15 protein-coding genes are annotated in these 16,260 nt (G+C 65.7%); 11 read left to right on the top strand and 4 right to left on the bottom strand.

Annotation, left to right across the window (positions count from 1 at the left end; genetic code table 11):
* Positions 1–36 precede the first annotated feature (36 nt).
* Positions 37–1,434 carry an acyl-CoA synthetase gene (locus tag AC5Y42_RS20470; protein ID WP_499900395.1) on the bottom strand — a complete coding sequence of 466 codons (1,398 nt, stop codon included), beginning with the start codon at positions 1,432–1,434 and terminating at the stop codon, positions 37–39.
* Positions 1,435–1,458: 24 nt separating this feature from the next.
* Entirely contained in the window at positions 1,459–2,265 is an 807-nt protein-coding gene (locus AC5Y42_RS20465; protein WP_499900394.1) for an aminoglycoside phosphotransferase family protein, read from the bottom strand.
* 157 nt (positions 2,266–2,422) lie between these two features.
* Here AC5Y42_RS20465 and AC5Y42_RS20460 point away from each other — a divergent pair, with 157 nt between their 5' ends.
* The 3 genes from AC5Y42_RS20460 to AC5Y42_RS20450 all read left to right on the top strand — a co-directional run bounded on the left by AC5Y42_RS20460 (position 2,423) and on the right by AC5Y42_RS20450 (position 4,604).
* A complete protein-coding gene (locus tag AC5Y42_RS20460; RefSeq protein ID WP_499900393.1) occupies positions 2,423–3,046 on the top strand; it encodes a helix-turn-helix transcriptional regulator in 624 nt (207 codons plus the stop codon).
* Complete coding sequence (locus AC5Y42_RS20455) at positions 3,039–3,476, top strand: group III truncated hemoglobin (protein WP_499900392.1); 438 nt, start codon at positions 3,039–3,041, stop codon at positions 3,474–3,476. The genes AC5Y42_RS20460 and AC5Y42_RS20455 overlap by 8 nt, the downstream gene beginning before the upstream one ends.
* Before the next feature lie 126 nt (positions 3,477–3,602).
* Positions 3,603–4,604, top strand: a complete 1,002-nt coding sequence (locus AC5Y42_RS20450; RefSeq protein WP_499900391.1) for an Acg family FMN-binding oxidoreductase — start codon at positions 3,603–3,605, stop codon at positions 4,602–4,604.
* A 23-nt stretch (positions 4,605–4,627) separates the two neighbouring features.
* On the opposite strand, the gene AC5Y42_RS20445 is transcribed toward AC5Y42_RS20450, so the two are convergent.
* A complete protein-coding gene (locus AC5Y42_RS20445; RefSeq protein ID WP_499900390.1) occupies positions 4,628–5,425 on the bottom strand; it encodes a universal stress protein in 798 nt (265 codons plus the stop codon).
* Between the two features lie 241 nt (positions 5,426–5,666).
* Here AC5Y42_RS20445 and AC5Y42_RS20440 point away from each other — a divergent pair, with 241 nt between their 5' ends.
* The 8 genes from AC5Y42_RS20440 to AC5Y42_RS20405 all read left to right on the top strand — a co-directional run bounded on the left by AC5Y42_RS20440 (position 5,667) and on the right by AC5Y42_RS20405 (position 15,877).
* Positions 5,667–8,006: a nitric-oxide reductase large subunit gene (locus tag AC5Y42_RS20440; RefSeq protein WP_499900389.1), complete on the top strand. Its 2,340-nt coding sequence runs from the start codon at positions 5,667–5,669 to the stop codon at positions 8,004–8,006.
* Positions 8,007–8,008: 2 nt separating this feature from the next.
* Positions 8,009–8,638: a hypothetical protein gene (locus AC5Y42_RS20435; protein ID WP_499900388.1), complete on the top strand. Its 630-nt coding sequence runs from the start codon at positions 8,009–8,011 to the stop codon at positions 8,636–8,638.
* Positions 8,635–9,432: a slipin family protein gene (locus AC5Y42_RS20430; protein ID WP_499900387.1), complete on the top strand. Its 798-nt coding sequence runs from the start codon at positions 8,635–8,637 to the stop codon at positions 9,430–9,432. The genes AC5Y42_RS20435 and AC5Y42_RS20430 overlap by 4 nt, the downstream gene beginning before the upstream one ends.
* Before the next feature lie 98 nt (positions 9,433–9,530).
* Positions 9,531–10,511 (top strand): Acg family FMN-binding oxidoreductase, encoded by a 981-nt coding sequence (locus tag AC5Y42_RS20425; protein WP_499900386.1) that lies wholly within the window; start codon positions 9,531–9,533, stop codon positions 10,509–10,511.
* Between the two features lie 59 nt (positions 10,512–10,570).
* Positions 10,571–11,245, top strand: a complete 675-nt coding sequence (gene dosR, locus AC5Y42_RS20420) for a hypoxia response regulator transcription factor DosR/DevR (protein ID WP_499900385.1) — start codon at positions 10,571–10,573, stop codon at positions 11,243–11,245.
* Positions 11,238–12,926 (top strand): sensor histidine kinase, encoded by a 1,689-nt coding sequence (locus AC5Y42_RS20415; protein ID WP_499900384.1) that lies wholly within the window; start codon positions 11,238–11,240, stop codon positions 12,924–12,926. The genes dosR and AC5Y42_RS20415 overlap by 8 nt, the downstream gene beginning before the upstream one ends.
* A 120-nt stretch (positions 12,927–13,046) precedes the next feature.
* The gene (locus AC5Y42_RS20410) at positions 13,047–15,551 is read left to right on the top strand and encodes a SpoIIE family protein phosphatase (protein WP_499900383.1); all 2,505 of its coding nucleotides are present in this window, start codon (positions 13,047–13,049) and stop codon (positions 15,549–15,551) included.
* A complete protein-coding gene (locus AC5Y42_RS20405; protein WP_499900382.1) occupies positions 15,551–15,877 on the top strand; it encodes an STAS domain-containing protein in 327 nt (108 codons plus the stop codon). The genes AC5Y42_RS20410 and AC5Y42_RS20405 overlap by 1 nt, the downstream gene beginning before the upstream one ends.
* Before the next feature lie 34 nt (positions 15,878–15,911).
* Here the strand turns inward: AC5Y42_RS20405 and AC5Y42_RS20400 are convergent, their stop codons facing one another.
* Positions 15,912–16,253: a cupin domain-containing protein gene (locus AC5Y42_RS20400; protein WP_499900381.1), complete on the bottom strand. Its 342-nt coding sequence runs from the start codon at positions 16,251–16,253 to the stop codon at positions 15,912–15,914.
* Positions 16,254–16,260 lie beyond the last annotated feature (7 nt).

The raw sequence follows: 16,260 nt of genomic DNA, 5'->3' as shown, positions 1-16,260 counted from the left end.
GGCAAATACCCGGGACTCCGCACGCTCGCCGAGAGATCAGTCCCGGCTCAGCAGCTCCTTTTTCAACACCTTGCCCATCGCATTACGCGGCAGGCTGTCGACAAAGCGGACCTCGCGCGGCCGCTTGTGCACCGAAAGTTGCTGGGCCACATAGTCGATCAGCTCACCGGCGTCGGCGTCACCGACGACGAACGCGACGATACGCTGACCCAGGTCCTCATCGGGCAGCCCGACGACGGCCGCCTCACTCACGCCGGGATGGCCCAGCAGCACCATCTCGATTTCGCCGGCCCCGACCCGGTATCCGCCCGACTTGATCAAGTCGACCGACTCGCGGCCCACGATGCGATGCATCCCGTCGCCGTCGACCACCGCGGCATCGCCGGTGCGATACCAGCCGTCGGCACCGAACGCCTCAGCGGTCGCGTCCGGCCGGTTCAGGTAGCCGTCGAACACTGTCGGACCGCGAACCTGAAGCCGCCCAATGGTTTCCCCGTCGCACGCCACTGAACCACCGGCGTCGTCGACCAGCCGAGTCTGCACGCCGGGCAACGGCAGGCCCACCCAGCCGGGACGGCGTTCGCCGTCGGCGCGGGTGGATACCGTGATCAGCGATTCGGTACTGCCGTAGCGTTCGACGGGCGCATGCCCGGTAAGCCGGACCAGCTCGTCGAATACCGGCACCGGCAACCCCGCGCTGCCCGACACCAGCAGCCGCACCGGCCGCAGCGCCTCGGCGGCGGCGGTATCAGAAACGATCCGCGACCACACCGTCGGCACACCGAAATACAGCGTGCCCCCCGCTGCGGCGTACCCCTCGGGTGTGGGTCTTCCGGTGTGTACGAAGCGGTTTCCGACCCGTAGCGAACCGAGCAGACCCAGCACCAGGCCGTGCACGTGAAAGAGCGGCAACCCGTGCACCAGGACGTCGTCGGCGGTCCACTGCCAGGCCTGCGCCAAAGCGTCCAGATCCGCGGCGATGGCGCGCCGGCTCAGCGGCACCCCCTTGGGCGGACCGGTGGTACCTGAGGTGTAGATGATCAGCGCGGTGGCCTCGGGCGCAGGCTCGGGATAGCGGTGCCATGAGCGGGCGTGCAACCGCACCGGAATGTGTGGCAGGCCCTCGGGCTCATCCGGCGGCGGACCCAGCCAGGCCTGGGCACCTGAATCGGTGAGGATATGGCGTCGCTCGGCCTGGCCGACGTCGGCGGGCACCGGCACCACCGGGACGCCGGCAAGCAGGCAGCCGGTGACCGCCAGCACAGTCGCCGCGGTCGGCGTGGCCAGCACCGCAACCCGGCCCGCGCCGCCGACTCGCTCGGCCACCGACGTGGCGGCGCCGACCAGGTCGCTGCGGCTCAACGTCACGTCGCCGATGCGGACGGCGTCACCGATATCCGTGGCCGCTGCGGGGTTCAGTGAGGTCAGCAGCACGTGAGCGAGATTACCGGGCGCAACTCATGCCCGGTCCAGTCGCTCGAGGGCGAGGTCGGTGATGGAGTGCGGAAATGCCGCGAGCATGTCGTCACCGTCCTCGAGATGCCAGATGCCCGAAAGCGCAGACCACGACGCGATCCAGCGCAACAGGTCAGCGCGGTCGAGGTCGGCGGTGCCGGCCACGATATGCAGGCGCACGTCGAAGTTCGGGACGGCGTCCTCGGGCGTGAAGTTGGTGAAGATGTTGCAGTAGTCGAACTCTCGGGGGCCCACAACTCCCTTTGGGTCGATGGCCAACCACCCTCGATCCGCGCCGTCGAGGACGTTTTCATGGTGTAGATCGCCGTGCAGGAGCACCGGCCTGGCGTCGCGTTTCAAGAGCTGGTCCGCAATCTGTCTGACCTGGTCGAACCGGGGGCTGGTATCGGCGAACAAGGACGCGAACCAGCCACCCAGGGACGGGAATTCAGTCAAGCTCTCGGGAGTGTGGCTGTGGAGTCGGGCTGCTACGGCACACAGCGCCCGTGTCGCAGCGGCGTCATCGGTCACCCGCGAAAGCAGCGTTGCCCCCAACCGTTCCAGCACCATCGCGTTGCCGTCGCGTGCGAGTAGCCGGACAGCACCGCCCCCATCCCATTTCTCCAGTGCCCGCGCGCCGGCCAGTTCCTCCGGTTCGTTTGTCACCTTCAACAATGCCGGTCGTCCTTCGAAGGTGACCGGTGCGACCACCGACGCAAGAGATGGCCACGGCGGCCCGTCGAGACGTACCCCGAGTCGGATCACCGCATCATCGACCTCCGCGCTCGACGGCTTCGGCATCAGCGGCATCCGCCAATGATTCCAAGACGCGCGGCGACTGTTGGCTTCTGCTGGCGCGGCAGCTAATATTAATGAATAATATCCGTTAAATAGCCCCCGACGGAGAGGCACCGAGGTGAATGACGAGCGGCGTAGCCGCGGGCCGCGGAACCGCCAGCGTGAGCGCGTGCTCCAGCTGGTCCGTGAGCATGACGGTGCCGTCGACGCAGCCGAAATCGCCGCGCAGATGGAGCTGCACGTGACCACCGTGCGTTTTCACCTCGACGCGTTATGCGACCAGGGCGCCGTCGAGCGCACCCGCATCGCGCCGACCGGCGTCGGGCGTCCCAGGACCGGCTACCTCGCGGCGCAAGGCCAGCTCGACTACCAGATTCTTGCGGAAGTCCTCGCACTGGAGCTCGGTGACACTGCCGACAAGCGCCGGCGCCGCGCCGAACGGGCCGGGCGCCGCTGGGCCCAGGGCATCACTGCCCGCTCGGCGCCGGAATCGCCAGACGCGGAAGCGAGTGAGGTTCTGGATCGACGGGCGCAGCGCACGACGGAAGCCTTCCAGCGGATGGGTTTCGGGCCTGAACTGACTCCGTCGGGCGGCACCGGCAGGCGCACAATCCGGTTGCACGGCTGCCCGGTGCGCGAACTGGCTGCCGCACACCCGGAGGTGGGGTGCGCTATGCATCTGGGTCTACTCGAGGGCCTGGTCGCCGACCGCCAAAGCTCACGACTGCGGGCCGAGTTGCAACCGTTCGTCGAACCGGAATTGTGCATCGCGCACGTGATCGCCAATGACTGACCTGCAGGTGTTACCCGAGCAAGAATGCGCGGACCTGACTGACCGCGCCGACGTCGAAGCACTGCTGCGGCGGTTCTACGGTCGAGTGCTCGACGACGACGTTCTGGGCGAGCCGTTCGCGCAGGTGCGCGCCCGGGGGCTGGATTCGCATATACCGAGGATGTGCGACTTCTGGGAGACGGTGCTGTTCCGCGCCGGCCTCTACAAGGGCAGTGCGCTGCACGCCCACCGCCACGTTCACGACAGAACTGCGCTGTCCGGCGGTCACTTTGTCCGCTGGCTGACGACCTGGCAGGACACCGTCGACGAGATGTACAGCGGGCCCGTCGCCGAGCAGGCGAAAGTTCAGGCCGCCCGGATCGCCTGGGCCATGCACCGTCGGCTGACCGGCGCTGACGCGCCGGAACTCGACACCCTGCTGAAACGCTGACTGAGCTGCAAGCGGTGGCCCAAAGTCCTTTCGAACTGAGGTCTTCTTGCTCTGGGCCGGCCGGTGAGCGCGCGGCAGCCTAAGAGTGACACCAGTTTTTGCACTGCACCGAAGGCGGCACGGTCGATGAATGCGCATTTTCCCGATAGCGAGGCGATCCGCACGGCGCTCACGCTGGCCGGCCGGGCGCCGTCGATCTACAACTCACAACCGTGGCGCTGGCAGGTCGGCGACGACGCGCTGGACCTGTTTGTCGACCCGGACTTGCAGTTGCCCGGCGCCGACCCCGACGGCCGTGAGCTGGTTCTGAGTTGCGGTGCGGCGCTGAATCATTGCGTGATCGCGCTTGCCGCGCTGGGCTGGCGGGCTCGCGTGCACCGACTGCCCGACCCCGACGACCCCGATCATCTGGCGCGGATCGAAGTGTGTTGCTGCGATGTGGATCAGGTCGACGTCATGCTGGCGGCGGCAATCCCTCGGCGGCGAACCGATCGGCGAATCTACAGCTCCTGGCCGGTGCCCGACGGCGACATCGCGCTGATGGGAGCGCGCGCTGCCCGAAGCGGCGTGATGTTGCGCCGCGTCGACCCGGTGGACAAGCTCAACAAGATTGTCGCGCAGGCTGTCTGGCGCCACGCCAGCGACCATGACTATCTCGCCGAACTCACCGCGTGGAGCGGGCGGTACGGCTCGGTGGCCGGCGTGCCTGCACGCAACATACCGACGCCCACCTCGGCTGCGGTGATACCCGGGCGGCTGTTCGCCGGTCCTGCACTGGCGCAGCCGCCCGGCGTCTCCCCCGCCGAGGACAACGCGGTCATTCTGGCGCTGGGCACGCAAGTAGACGACCGGTTGGCCCGCCTGCGCGCCGGCGAAGCCACCAGCGTCGTGCTGTTGACCGCCACCTCGATAGGTTTGGCCAGTTGCCCGGTCACCGAGCCGCTGGAGATCGCCGAAACCCGCGATGCGATCCGCTCAGATGTGTTCGGCGCCAGCGGATACCCGCAGATGTTGCTTCGGATCGGCTGGGCCCCGGTCAACGCCGATCCGTTGCCGTCGACGCCGCGCCGCGCGGTCAGCGACGTCATCGACTGGCGAGACGAGTGTGAGCAACCTGCTTTTGCATAGCAAGCCTGTAGCTGGGTAGCCGGCTACAGGTGGCTTGACCGCACGGTCAGCACTGGGCAGTCGACGGTCCTATCTGCGTCGCAGCCGCGGCTGCCGGTCACGAATACCTCGACCGACTCCGCGTTTTGGGCAACGTAACGGCGAAGGGTGCCACGCACGACGATCGGTTCGATCGCCACATCGGGGTACAGTCGTGTCCAACGGGCGATTTGACGGCCCAGATGCGCTCGCGCCATACGTTTTCCGTCGCCGACGTCTTCGGGTGCCTCTGGACACCATGCGGCGACCGCGCGGAGCGGCACTCCGCGTAGCTGCGCCTCTTCGAAAGCATGGTGCAGCGCTACCCCGTTATCCACCCCGACCAGAATGCTGCGCTGCTCAAGGTTGACCGCCCGGCCCCGTGGCACGCTGACGACGGCGACCGGGCATTGGGCCAGCGCCGGCAGGACCGCTGCGACGGAACCGGCACCGCGGCATGCGTGTTTGGTTCCGATAGAGCCGACACAGACCATCGCAGCAGACCGCGATTCCTCGGCCAACGTGGCCAGCGGCTTCCCGGTCAGCGTCTCGGCTTCGAGCTTGACCGGCTTCCCGGTGGCCTCGACGGCGCGCTGTGCGCAGTACAACACCTTACGCGCCGAGACGAATTGACTGCGATCGAAATCAGCGGCAGGCAAATCCGCGGGATCGACGACGTACACGAGACGCAGTGGGATGTCCCGGCCGACGGCCTCGTCTACCGCCCAGAGCGCCGCCTGGATCGCGGCCCTGGATCCGTCCACGCCTACCACAACTGCGGGAGCTGAACAAGAGTCACACATCGCGATCACCTTTGGTCCAAAGGCTCAACGTATCTCCTGATGATCACGCTAGGAGCGCGCGGCGGGGCTGTTGAGGGCCGTTTGTCACTTCACGGTCGGCATTGGTCCTTTTTGCGAGGTTTGCTGTAGCACAACCGACGTCGTAACGGCATGATCGTGCGAAACGAGAATCCGGCGTTTCATCCGAGCGCAGCGGGTTAAATACAGGGCGATCCGTCCACCGACCAGAAGGGTCTTCGGTATGGCAACCGAACCGGCAGAGGCGCAGCGGCCAACCCAGGCAACGTCGGAGCCGTTGATCGGCAAGGGCTGGGTCCAGGGTGTGGCCCTGGTGATGATCTTCGGCTTTCTGGTGATGGGCATTTTGGCCTACCGCACCTACACCGCCTCGATGCCGATGCCCGACAAGGTGGTCAGCGAATCCGGCCAGCCGCTGTTCACCGGTGCCGACATCACCCGCGGTCAGGAGCTCTTCCAGGCTCGCGGCCTGATGGAGTACGGGTCGGTGCTCGGTCACGGCGCCTACCTCGGGCCCGACCGCACCGCGGAGTACCTGCGCATGGCGACCGATAAGGTCGCCGACCAGTGGCGGGCGCAAGGTATCACCGACCCGCATGACCGGGTGGTGACCGAGTTCCGGACCAATCGCTATCACCCCGACACCAAGACGCTGGTGTTCACCGACCGGCAGGCACGGGCATTCGAGGACATTCAGCAGCACTACGCAACGTACTTTGGTGAGGACTCCACGAAGTACGGCTTTCTGCCGCATATGATCACCGACAAAGCCCAGATCCATGCCCTCACCGCATTTTTCGCGTGGACGGCATGGGCAGCGGCGGCCGAACGGCCGGGCCACAGCTACACCTACACCAACAACTGGCCGGCCGAGAAGCGCGTCGACAACGGCCCGACCGCCCAGGTCATCGTGTGGTCGGCGCTGTCACTGGTCGCGTTGCTCGGCGGGATCGGGATCATGTTCGCGGTCTACGGGCGCTGGAGCCAGAAAATCGGGTGGCACGGCGACGCAACGTCGTCCACGCTGTCCTTCCGCGAGCCGGGCGAGGTGAGCCTGACGCCGGCGCAGCGCGCCACGATCTGGTTCTTCGCAATCGTGTCGGTGCTGTTCTTGGCGCAGACACTGGTCGGCGCCGCCGCCCAGCACTACCGGGCTGACCTGTCGACCTTCTTCGGCCTGGACCTGGCCCGGGTGCTGCCGTACAACCTGGCGCGAACCTGGCATGTGCAGCTGTCCCTGTTCTGGACTGCGGCGGCGTTTCTGGCGGGCGGCATCTTCCTGGTGCCGTTCATCGCGCGCCGCGAACCGCGGCGACAGAGCTGGTTGGCTTACGGGCTGCTGGGTGCGGTCGCGGTCGTGGTGTTCGGGTCGCTGATCAGCGAGGCGCTGTCGATCTACGGCGTGATTCCGCCCGGCGGCCTGCTCTCCCAACAGTGGGAGTACCTGGACCTGCCGCGGCTGTGGCAGATCCTGCTGTGCGTCGGCATGTTCCTGTGGATCGTGATCATCTGGCGCGGCATGCGGACCCGGCTGCGCACCGAATCGAAGATGAACCTGCCGTGGCTGTTTTTCTTCGCGGGACTGGCGATCCCGGTCTTCTACACGGTCGGCCTGCTGGCCGGCAGCGCAACCCACTTCTCGGTCGCCGATTTCTGGCGATTCTGGGTGGTGCACTTGTGGGTGGAGGATTTTCTCGAGCTGTTCACCACCGTGATGGTGGCCTACATCTTCGTGTTGCTCGGGGTGGTACGCGAACGGATCGCGCTCGGGGTGATCTTCCTCGACGTCATCCTGTACTCGGCCGGCGGTGTGATCGGCACGATGCACCACCTGTACTTCTCTGGGACCCCGGTGGAGCACATGGCGTTGGGTGCCTTCTTCTCGGCGGCCGAGGTCATCCCGCTGACCTTCCTAACGGTGGAAGCGTGGGCGTTCCTGCAATTGGGATCCCGTCAGCAGGCCGGTGACGCCAAGCCGTTCCCGCACCGCTGGGCAGTGCTGTTCCTGGTTGCCGTCGGGTTCTGGAACTTCGTGGGCGCAGGGATTTTCGGGTTCCTGATCAACCTGCCGATCGTGTCGTACTACCAGATCGGCACCGCGTTGACGGCCAACCATGGTCACGCGGCGATGATGGGCGTCTACGGCATGCTGGCCGTCGGCTTGGCGATGTTCGCATTCCGCTACGTGATTCCGGCCGACAAATGGCCGGAAAAGTGGGCTCGGATCTCGTTCTGGGGAATGAACCTCGGGTTGGCGTGGATGGTGTTCGCGACGCTGTTGCCCCTCGGCGTGCTGCAGCTCTACCACTCGGTCAACGACGGCTACTACGAAGCGCGCTCGCTGGGTTTCATCGCCCAGCCCGGCAACGCGCTGCTGGAATGGCTGCGGCTGCCCGGTGACGTCATCCTCATCGTCGGTGGGGTGCTGCCGTTCGTCTACATCGCATTGCTAGCGTTGGGCCATTTCCGGTCCGGCTCGGTCGCCGACGAGTTGCCCGAGCATCCGCTTTACACCGAGTTGACCACCGCCGCAGAAGAGCCCGCGGCACCGGCGAAGGAGTGACGATGACAGCGCCGACCGCGTCGGTGTGGCTGGTCGCCGGCTACTCGCTGGTGCTGGTGGCGATCGCCTGGGGCTTCGACGCGATGGCGAAGCGGGTGTCGAAGCAGGCCGCGCGCTGGCGCACCGGGAACTTCGTGTACCGCCCCGACCACGACGCATGGGTCTGCCCCGAAGACCACTGGCTGTGGCCGACGTCGTTCGATCCGCAGCACCGAGTGATGCGGTATCGGGCGCTGCCCGCGGTGTGCAACAGCTGTCCGGTGAAGTCCACCTGTACGACTTCGGATCATGGCCGGGAAATCAACCGTGACATCGACCCGTGGCCGCACTCGGATGCCGGCCGTTTCCATCGTGGAGTCGCCTGTTTTGTGGCCGCACTCGGGGTGATCATGCCGCTGGCGATGCTGATCGGCCGGCACAGCGCCATCGATCTGCTGATCTTGGGTGGCGCCGCTGCGCTGGTGATGACTGCTGGACTGCCGCTGGCCCGGCATTTGTGGAACTCGCCGTCAAATGCCCCTGAATACCTGCCGCACCGGACGGGCCTGGAAGATCAGGTGGCTGTCGCGATCGACCGGTATTCCACCCGGTGGGGCAGCGATTGGGCGCAGAAGGAGGACAGCCCCCAGTGACCGGTGTGGTGATCGTCGTGGTGCTGGCCGCGCTGGCAGCGCTGGTGGTGCTGGCGTTCTTTTCGCTGGTGGTGCTACGCGAGTACGAGCGCGGCGTGGTGTTCCGGATGGGTCATGCCCGCCCGTTGTATGAACCCGGATTGAAGTTCCTGATCCCGTTGGCGGACAGGATGATCCGGGTGGATCAACGGATCGTGACATTGACGATCCCGCCGCAGGAGGTGATCACCCGGGATAACGTGCCGGCCCGAGTGAACGCAGTGGTGATGTTTCAGGTCGTCGACCCGTTGAAAGCCATCCTGGCGGTGGAGAACTTCGCAGTGGCGACCTCGCAGATCGCCCAGACCACACTGCGCTCGCTGCTCGGCCGCGCCGACCTGGACACGCTGCTGGCCCATCGCGAAGACCTCAACAGCGACCTGCGCACGATCATCGAAAAGCAGACCCAGCCCTGGGGTGTCGAAGTGCGGGTTGTCGAGATCAAAGATGTCGAGATTCCCGAGTCCATGCAGCGGGCGATGGCGCGCGAAGCCGAGGCGGAACGTGAGCGTCGCGCCAAAGTCATCAACGCGCGCGGTGAGCTGCAGGCCTCCGAGGAGCTGCGCGAGGCGGCCGAGACGCTGTCGAAAAGCCCGGCGTCACTTCAACTGCGCTACCTGCAAACCCTGCTGGAACTGGGCGCCGACCAGAACTCGACGGTGGTATTCCCGCTGCCGGTCGACATCATCACCCCATTCTTGAAACACCCAGAGGTGTTGTCGGACATCGCAGATTCGCTCGGCGAGCATCGCTGACCGGTCGGGCCTAATGGCACCACTGGAAGGACCAATGGCCCTTACCACCGCCGGCTTTGCAGAGAATGCTTAGAGGCAGGTAGAGATCGGAGGTCCAGATGCCTGCCACGATGGTGGAAACCGAAGTCATCAAGGATGCGGTGCGCTTAGCCTGCCGTGCCCCGTCGCTGCACAATACCCAGCCGTGGCAGTGGGTCATCGACGCTGACCAACTGCAGCTGTTCCTCGATCCGCGCCGGGTCATGCTCTCGGACCGCTCGGGACGAGAAGCCCTGATCGGCTGCGGGGCTGCGCTCGACCACCTTCGGGTCGCGATGGCTGCCGCGGGGTGGCAGGCGCATGTCGAGCGGTTCCCGAACCCCAACGACCCCAACCATCTGGCGTGTATTCAGTTCAGTGCGATGGAATTCGTCACCGATGCGCATCGTCGTCGCGCCGACGCCATCCTGCTGCGGCGCACCGACCGTCTTCCGTTCCTGACGGCAATGCAATGGGAATCGTTTGAGCCGGTGCTGCGCACCGCCGTCGACGGCGATGCCGTCTATCTGGACGTCATGCCCGACGACCTGCATTCGTGTTTGGCCGAGGCATCCCAGCTCGCCGAGTCGCTGCGACTCTATGATTCGCGGTATCACGCCGAACTGGGCTGGTGGACAGCACCATTCGAGGCGTCGGAGGGCATACCTTACAGTGCGTTGGTCTCTGCAGCCGAGGGTGACCGGGTCGACGTCGCCCGGGCCTTTCCGGTCACCCACCAAAGCGAACGGCGGGCGGGCATCTCGGAAGACGAAGCGACGATTCTGCTGGTGTCCACCGACGACGACAGTCGGGCCGCGGCATTGGCATCCGGCGAGGCACTCTCTGCGGTCTTGCTGGAATGCACGATGGCCGGTTTGGCCACCTGCACGGTCACTCACATCACCGAGGTCCGGGCCACCCGTGAGATGCTCGCGGCGTGCCTGGGGCGGGACGCGGTGCCCCAAATCCTGGTGCGGGCCGGCGTCGCGCCCGCGATGGATGAGGTACCGCCGCCCACTCCGCGGCGACCGCTCAACGAGGTCTTGCGGGTACACAGCTGAGCGGAGTTTGCGATGAGCGATCCTTGCGCGTGCCCGGTTTCCGACCCACAGTGTTGGATATGAGCCCGGGTAACCCTGTCGCTGCCGCGGTCAAGATCTTTCTGGTCGACGATCACGAAGTTGTTCGACGCGGCCTTATCGACCTGCTCAGCGCCGATCCGCAACTGGAGGTGGTGGGCGAGGCCGGATCGGTTGATGAGGCGCTGGCCCGAATTCCCGCGGCACAACCCGATGTCGCGGTCCTCGACGTGCGACTGCCCGACGGCAGCGGCATCGAACTGTGTCGCGATCTACTGTCCCGGATGCCGGGTCTGCGCTGTCTGATGCTGACCTCGTACAGCTCGGACGAGGCGATGCTCGATGCGATTCTCGCCGGTGCCAGTGGATACGTCGTCAAAGACATCAAGGGCATGGAGTTGGCGCGCGCCATCAAAGATGTCGGCGCCGGGCATTCGTTGCTCGACAATCGCGCCGCGGCGGCGCTGATGGCCAAGCTTCGCGGCGAAGCCGAGCGACCCGACCCACTGTCCGGGCTCACCCAACAGGAGCGCGTGCTGCTTGATCACCTGGCGGAGGGGCTGACGAACAAACAGATCGCGGACCGGATGTTTCTGGCCGAGAAGACGGTAAAGAACTACGTGTCCCGGTTGCTGGCCAAGCTGGGCATGCAACGGCGGACCCAGGCCGCGGTCTTCGCCTCCAAGCTCGAACGGCCGCGGCGTACCGATGGATAGCACTCCCCCGCTGCGCGACACCCTCTCTCAACTGCGGTTACGAGAACTGCTGACCGAAGTGCAAGACCGGGTCGAACAGATAGCTGCCAGTGGTGACCGCCTCGACGGGCTGATCGAGGCAATGCTGGTGGTCACCGCCGGCCTGGAACTGGATGCCACCCTGCGCTCGATTGTGCAAACCGCCACCCATCTCGTCGACGCGCAATACGGCGCCCTCGAGGTGCACGACCAGTCCAAGCGAGTGTTGCAGTTCGTCTACGAGGGTATCGACGAGGACACCTTCCGCAGCATCGGCCAGTTACCCCAGGGCCGCGGTGTCGTGGGCCTGCTCATTGACGACCCGAAACCGCTTCGTCTGGACAACATCGCGGATCACCCTGCGTCGGTAGGATTTCCGGAAAACCACCCCCCCATGCGGACCTTTCTTGGTGTGCCCATCCGCATCCGCGACACCGTGTTCGGCAATCTGTATCTCACCGAGAAGGCCAGCCGGCAACCATTCACCGAGGATGACGAGGTACTGGTGCGGGCCTTGGCGGCAGCCGCCGGCATCGCGATCGCCAATGCCCGCCTCTACCAGCAAGCCAAGGCGCGTCAAGCCTGGATCGAGTCCACCCGCGACATCGCCACCGACTTGCTGTCCGGCACCGAACCCGCGGCGGTCTTCCGGCGCGTCGCCGAAGAGGCACTCAAGCTGACCGGCGCCGACGCGGCGATGATCGCCGTTCCCGCCGATGACCACACCCCCGACGACAGCGTTGCAGAGTTGGTGGTCGTCGAAACCGTGGGCGACGCGGTCGCTGCTATCGCAGGAGATGCAATTCCACTGGCGAACAACGCTGTTGGTGACGCCTTCACCAAGCGTGATCCACAGCGCGTCGAACAAATCGAATTCGGCGGTGTCGACGGCGCGCGGCCCGCACTGGTACTGCCGCTGCGAGCCGCTGATACCGTAGCCGGCGTTGTGGTGGTGCTGCGCGAGGCCAAGTCGACACCGTTCACCGAGGAACAACTCGACATGATGGCCGCATTCACCGACCAAGCTGCGTTAGCATGGCAGTTGGCCACCACCCAGCGCCGGATGCGCGAACTCGATGTGCTGACCGACCGGGACCGCATCGCGCGCGACCTACACGACCACGTCATCCAACGACTCTTCGCGGTCGGCCTGGCGCTGCAGGGCACTATCCCCCGGACCCGCTATCCCGAAATTCAGCAGCGACTCTCGAGTGCCGTCGATGATCTGCAAGCGACCATTCAAGAGATTCGGGTTGCCATCTTCGATCTGCACGGGGGCCCGCCAGGAGCGACTCGGCTACGGCAGCGTCTCGACAACGCCATCACTCAATTCGCAGATGCGGGCGTGCGCACCACAATCCAGTTCGTCGGTCCGCTTTCGGTTGTCGACGCCGGACTGGCCGATCACGCGGAAGCTGTTGTGCGCGAGGCAGTCAGCAATGCCGTCCGTCATGCCAACGCTTCCGAGGTGTCCGTCGACGTCAAAGTCGAAGACGAGTTGGCGATCGACGTCGTCGACAACGGGAGCGGCCTGGCCGGGCCGGTCACCGAAAGCGGCCTGGCGAACCTGCGCCGGCGTGCCGAGGAAGCCGGCGGCACGTTTGCCGTTGAAAACGCCGAAGGTGGCGGGGTCGCGCTGCATTGGTCGGCGCCGTTGCCGTGAGCACCTTCGTCCGGCTGGCTGGCCCAGACCGCAGCGATTGCAGACCCGACCGATTAGGTTGACGTACGTGAACAGCGACCGATGTGGTTCCGCCTTCGCCGACCCGGCCGGTGCCGTCCGGTGACCGCAGAACATTCGCAACTTGACGAGCTGCGGGCAGCTCGAGACCAGCTGGAGCAGCTGGTGGAAATCATCGTCGAGATCGGTTCCGATCTGGATTTGGCCGCGACGTTGCATCGAATCATCAATACGGCGATGGAGCTGACCGGCGTTCGCTACGGAGCGCTGGGCATCCGCGGGTCCGACGGCGGCCTGTCTTTCATCCACGTGGGTATCGACAACGACACAGCGCGGCGGCTCTGCGATCTACCGGTAGGCGACGGTCTTCGCGTCGATGATATGAGTGCTCATCCACAGGCCACCGGGCTGCACGCAGGCTCCCCGCAGCTGCGGGCGCTGCTCGCAATACCGATCACCGTCCGGTCAACTGACTTTGGAAACCTCTATTTGGCCGACGATCGGCCCGGCCGGGTGTTTTCCGCCACTCAGGAGGGCGCCGTGCGCGTATTGGCCTCCGCGGCCGCGGTCGCGATCGACAACGCGCGGCTCTTCGAGCGCGAACGCGAATCGGCGAAATGGATGAAGGCCAGTCGCGAGATCACCAGCGCGCTGCTGTCCGCCGACCCGCAGACCGGACCATTGCAGCTCATCGTGAACCGGGCGCTGGAGTTGGCCGATGCCGAGCAGGCGATCTTGCTGGTTCCCAGTGAGCCCGATCTGCCGGCCTACGAGCTCGACGCACTTGTGGTGGCCGCTACGGCGGGCCGGTACTCCTCCGAGGTGATCGGTCAGCAGGTTCCGATGGACGGCTCCACCACGGGTGGTGTAGCGCGTCGCGGCATCCCGCTGATCACTGATTCGTTCCAGTACCCGATCCAGGGGTTCACCGATGTGGGTGAACGCCCGGCGGTCGTCATGCCGCTGATTGCGGACGAGGCGGTGCTGGGCGTTATCGCGGTCGCACGCAATCCGCGGCAGCCTGCATTCGGCAGCGACTACCTGGAGCTCGTCAGTGACTTCGCCCGACACGCTGCTCTCGCGTTGGCGCTGGCGGCCGGCCGCGAACATGCGCTCAATCAGCAACTCGCTCAGGCCGACACCGTCGATGATGCACTGCAAGGCGCAGCTGATGAACTGCGTCGGCTGTGGCGGGCCCGCCGGGTCCTGGCCGTCACCTTCCCTACCCATAGCTCGGCCACAGAAACCGCACCGGAGGTGGTGTCGGTCGGCGAGCCCGCGCGTTGGGAGGACCTGCCGCCAGAGACACGACAACTGCTCGGCTCTTTGCGTGATGGCGACCTGCTCGCCCCCCATGCCAGCACGCCCGGGGCTGCGGGCATCGCGTTGCAACATCCCGAAGGCGTGGTCGTCGTCTGGATCGAGCTGGCCGAAAACCGGCCGTTCACCCTCGAGGACCAGACCATGCTCACCGTGCTGGCAGGCCGCCTCGGCCAGGGCCTGCACCGGGTCCACCAGGTGGACCAGCAGCGCGAAACCGCGCTGGCGTTGCAACATGCGATCCTCGGCCCCGCCGATCTACCTGGGGGGTTTTCGGTGCGCTACCAGGCCGCCAGCCGGCCGCTACAGGTCGGGGGCGACTGGTACGACGTCGTCGACTTGGAGGACGGGCGCATCGCATTGGTTGTCGGCGACTGTGTCGGCCATGGCCTGGCGGCCGCCACCGTGATGGGGCAGTTGCGCAGCGCCTGCCGCGCGCTCCTGCTCGACCAACCCAACCCTGGTGCCGTTCTCGCGAAGCTGGACCGCTTCGCCGCGCGGCTACCCGGCGCCCAGTGCACCACCGCCGTCTGCGCGGTGCTCACACCCGACACCGGTGAACTGGTGTACTCCAATGCCGGGCATCCACCGCCCATTTTGGTCCACGCCGACGGCACGAGCCACGTGCTCGACGACGGCCACACCATCCCGTTAGGGATACGCCCCGACCGGCCCCGCCCCGAAGCGCACATCATCATCCCGGCGCGCGCGACGCTGTTGCTTTACACCGACGGTCTGGTCGAGCGTCGCCGCAGTTCACTGGACGTCGGCATCGGCCGTGCCACCGCCCTGGTCCAGGACGGCCGCGCCGCCACGCTGGATGACTTGGCCAACCAGATCATGTCGCGTCTCGCGCCGAACGGCGGCTATCAGGACGACGTCGTGCTGCTGCTGTACCGCCAACCTGCCCCGCTGGAGATGAACTTCCCCGCTCACGTCAGCCACCTCGCGCATTCCCGCGCCGCTTTGCGCAGCTGGTTGAACCGAGCCCAGGTGGACCCGGACCAGATTTACGACCTACTCGTCGCCGCCGGCGAAGCCGTCGCCAACGCCATCGAGCACGGTCACCGACATAGTGCGGAGGGCGAGATCAGCCTGCGCGCGACCGCACTGGTCGATCAGGTGCAGTTGATCATCACTGATACCGGCTCGTGGAAGACGCCAGAGCCGGAGAACAATCCCCACCGCGGCCGGGGCATCATGCTGATGCGAGCCCTCACGCACGACGTCACCATCGTCCCCGACAGCACCGGAACAACAGTTCATTTATCCGCGAGGATCAACTGATGCCCACATTGCTGACACTCGACACCGCGCGCGGCACCGACGGCCAACTCGTGCTGGTCGGGGTGGGGGAAATCGACCTGAGCAACGTCGAGACATTTACTCGGGCGCTCACCACGGCCATCACTGAAACTGCCGGCAGCGCCGAGAAACTGACTGTCGATCTCAGCGCGGTCGAGTACCTCGACAGCGCGGCGATCAACGTTCTGTTCAATTATGCCGAGCACATTCATCTCATCGTCCGGCCCCTGCTGATCCGCGTCCTCACCGTCAGTGGCCTCACCGAACTGACCACCGTCGTACCCGCTTCGCCGAAAGCAGAACACTGACGTCGTTGCGCCGACGTTCCGCGATTGTTGGCGATCAGCGGCCGAGGTTCTTCTTGGCAACCGTGAGCAGGATCGACGAATCCTCCAGTGCACTGAGCCCATGTACGGTGTTCGGCAACACGAGCAGGTCGCCGGCGCGGCCGATCCAGTCACTTTGGTCGGTAGCAAGGCGGACACGGCCACCCAGCACATAAATCGTCGCTTCGTCGAGATTGTGGTGCTCGTCGAGTGCATGACCTTGCCGGAGCGCGATAACGGTCTGCCGCAATACTTGTTCATGGCCGCCGAACACAGTGGCCGCACTGCGCCCGCTGTTTTCAGACTTAGCGCGGTCCAGTTGGTCACGAGCCAACGCAGTCAGCGAGAACTTCATCATCTGGAGA

The sequence above is a fragment of the Mycobacterium sp. NGS48 genome (assembly GCF_059812585.1).
Note: the sequence above shows the minus strand (reverse complement) of the source record. Positions and strands in the feature narration are given on the sequence as shown.

Bases quoted from the DNA above. Each gene is read 5' to 3' on its own strand.
- dosR (WP_499900385.1), top strand. From the start codon at position 10,571: ATGAGCCCGGGTAACCCTGTCGCTGCCGCGGTCAAGATCTTTCTGGTC.
- AC5Y42_RS20450 (WP_499900391.1), top strand. From the start codon at position 3,603: ATGAATGCGCATTTTCCCGATAGCGAGGCGATCCGCACGGCGCTCACG.
- AC5Y42_RS20445 (WP_499900390.1), bottom strand. From the start codon at position 5,425: ATGTGTGACTCTTGTTCAGCTCCCGCAGTTGTGGTAGGCGTGGACGGA.
- AC5Y42_RS20405 (WP_499900382.1), top strand. From the start codon at position 15,551: ATGCCCACATTGCTGACACTCGACACCGCGCGCGGCACCGACGGCCAA.
- AC5Y42_RS20425 (WP_499900386.1), top strand. From the start codon at position 9,531: ATGCCTGCCACGATGGTGGAAACCGAAGTCATCAAGGATGCGGTGCGC.
- AC5Y42_RS20455 (WP_499900392.1), top strand. From the start codon at position 3,039: ATGACTGACCTGCAGGTGTTACCCGAGCAAGAATGCGCGGACCTGACT.
- AC5Y42_RS20440 (WP_499900389.1), top strand. From the start codon at position 5,667: ATGGCAACCGAACCGGCAGAGGCGCAGCGGCCAACCCAGGCAACGTCG.
- AC5Y42_RS20465 (WP_499900394.1), bottom strand. From the start codon at position 2,265: ATGCCGCTGATGCCGAAGCCGTCGAGCGCGGAGGTCGATGATGCGGTG.
- AC5Y42_RS20415 (WP_499900384.1), top strand. From the start codon at position 11,238: ATGGATAGCACTCCCCCGCTGCGCGACACCCTCTCTCAACTGCGGTTA.
- AC5Y42_RS20400 (WP_499900381.1), bottom strand. From the start codon at position 16,253: ATGATGAAGTTCTCGCTGACTGCGTTGGCTCGTGACCAACTGGACCGC.
- AC5Y42_RS20435 (WP_499900388.1), top strand. From the start codon at position 8,009: ATGACAGCGCCGACCGCGTCGGTGTGGCTGGTCGCCGGCTACTCGCTG.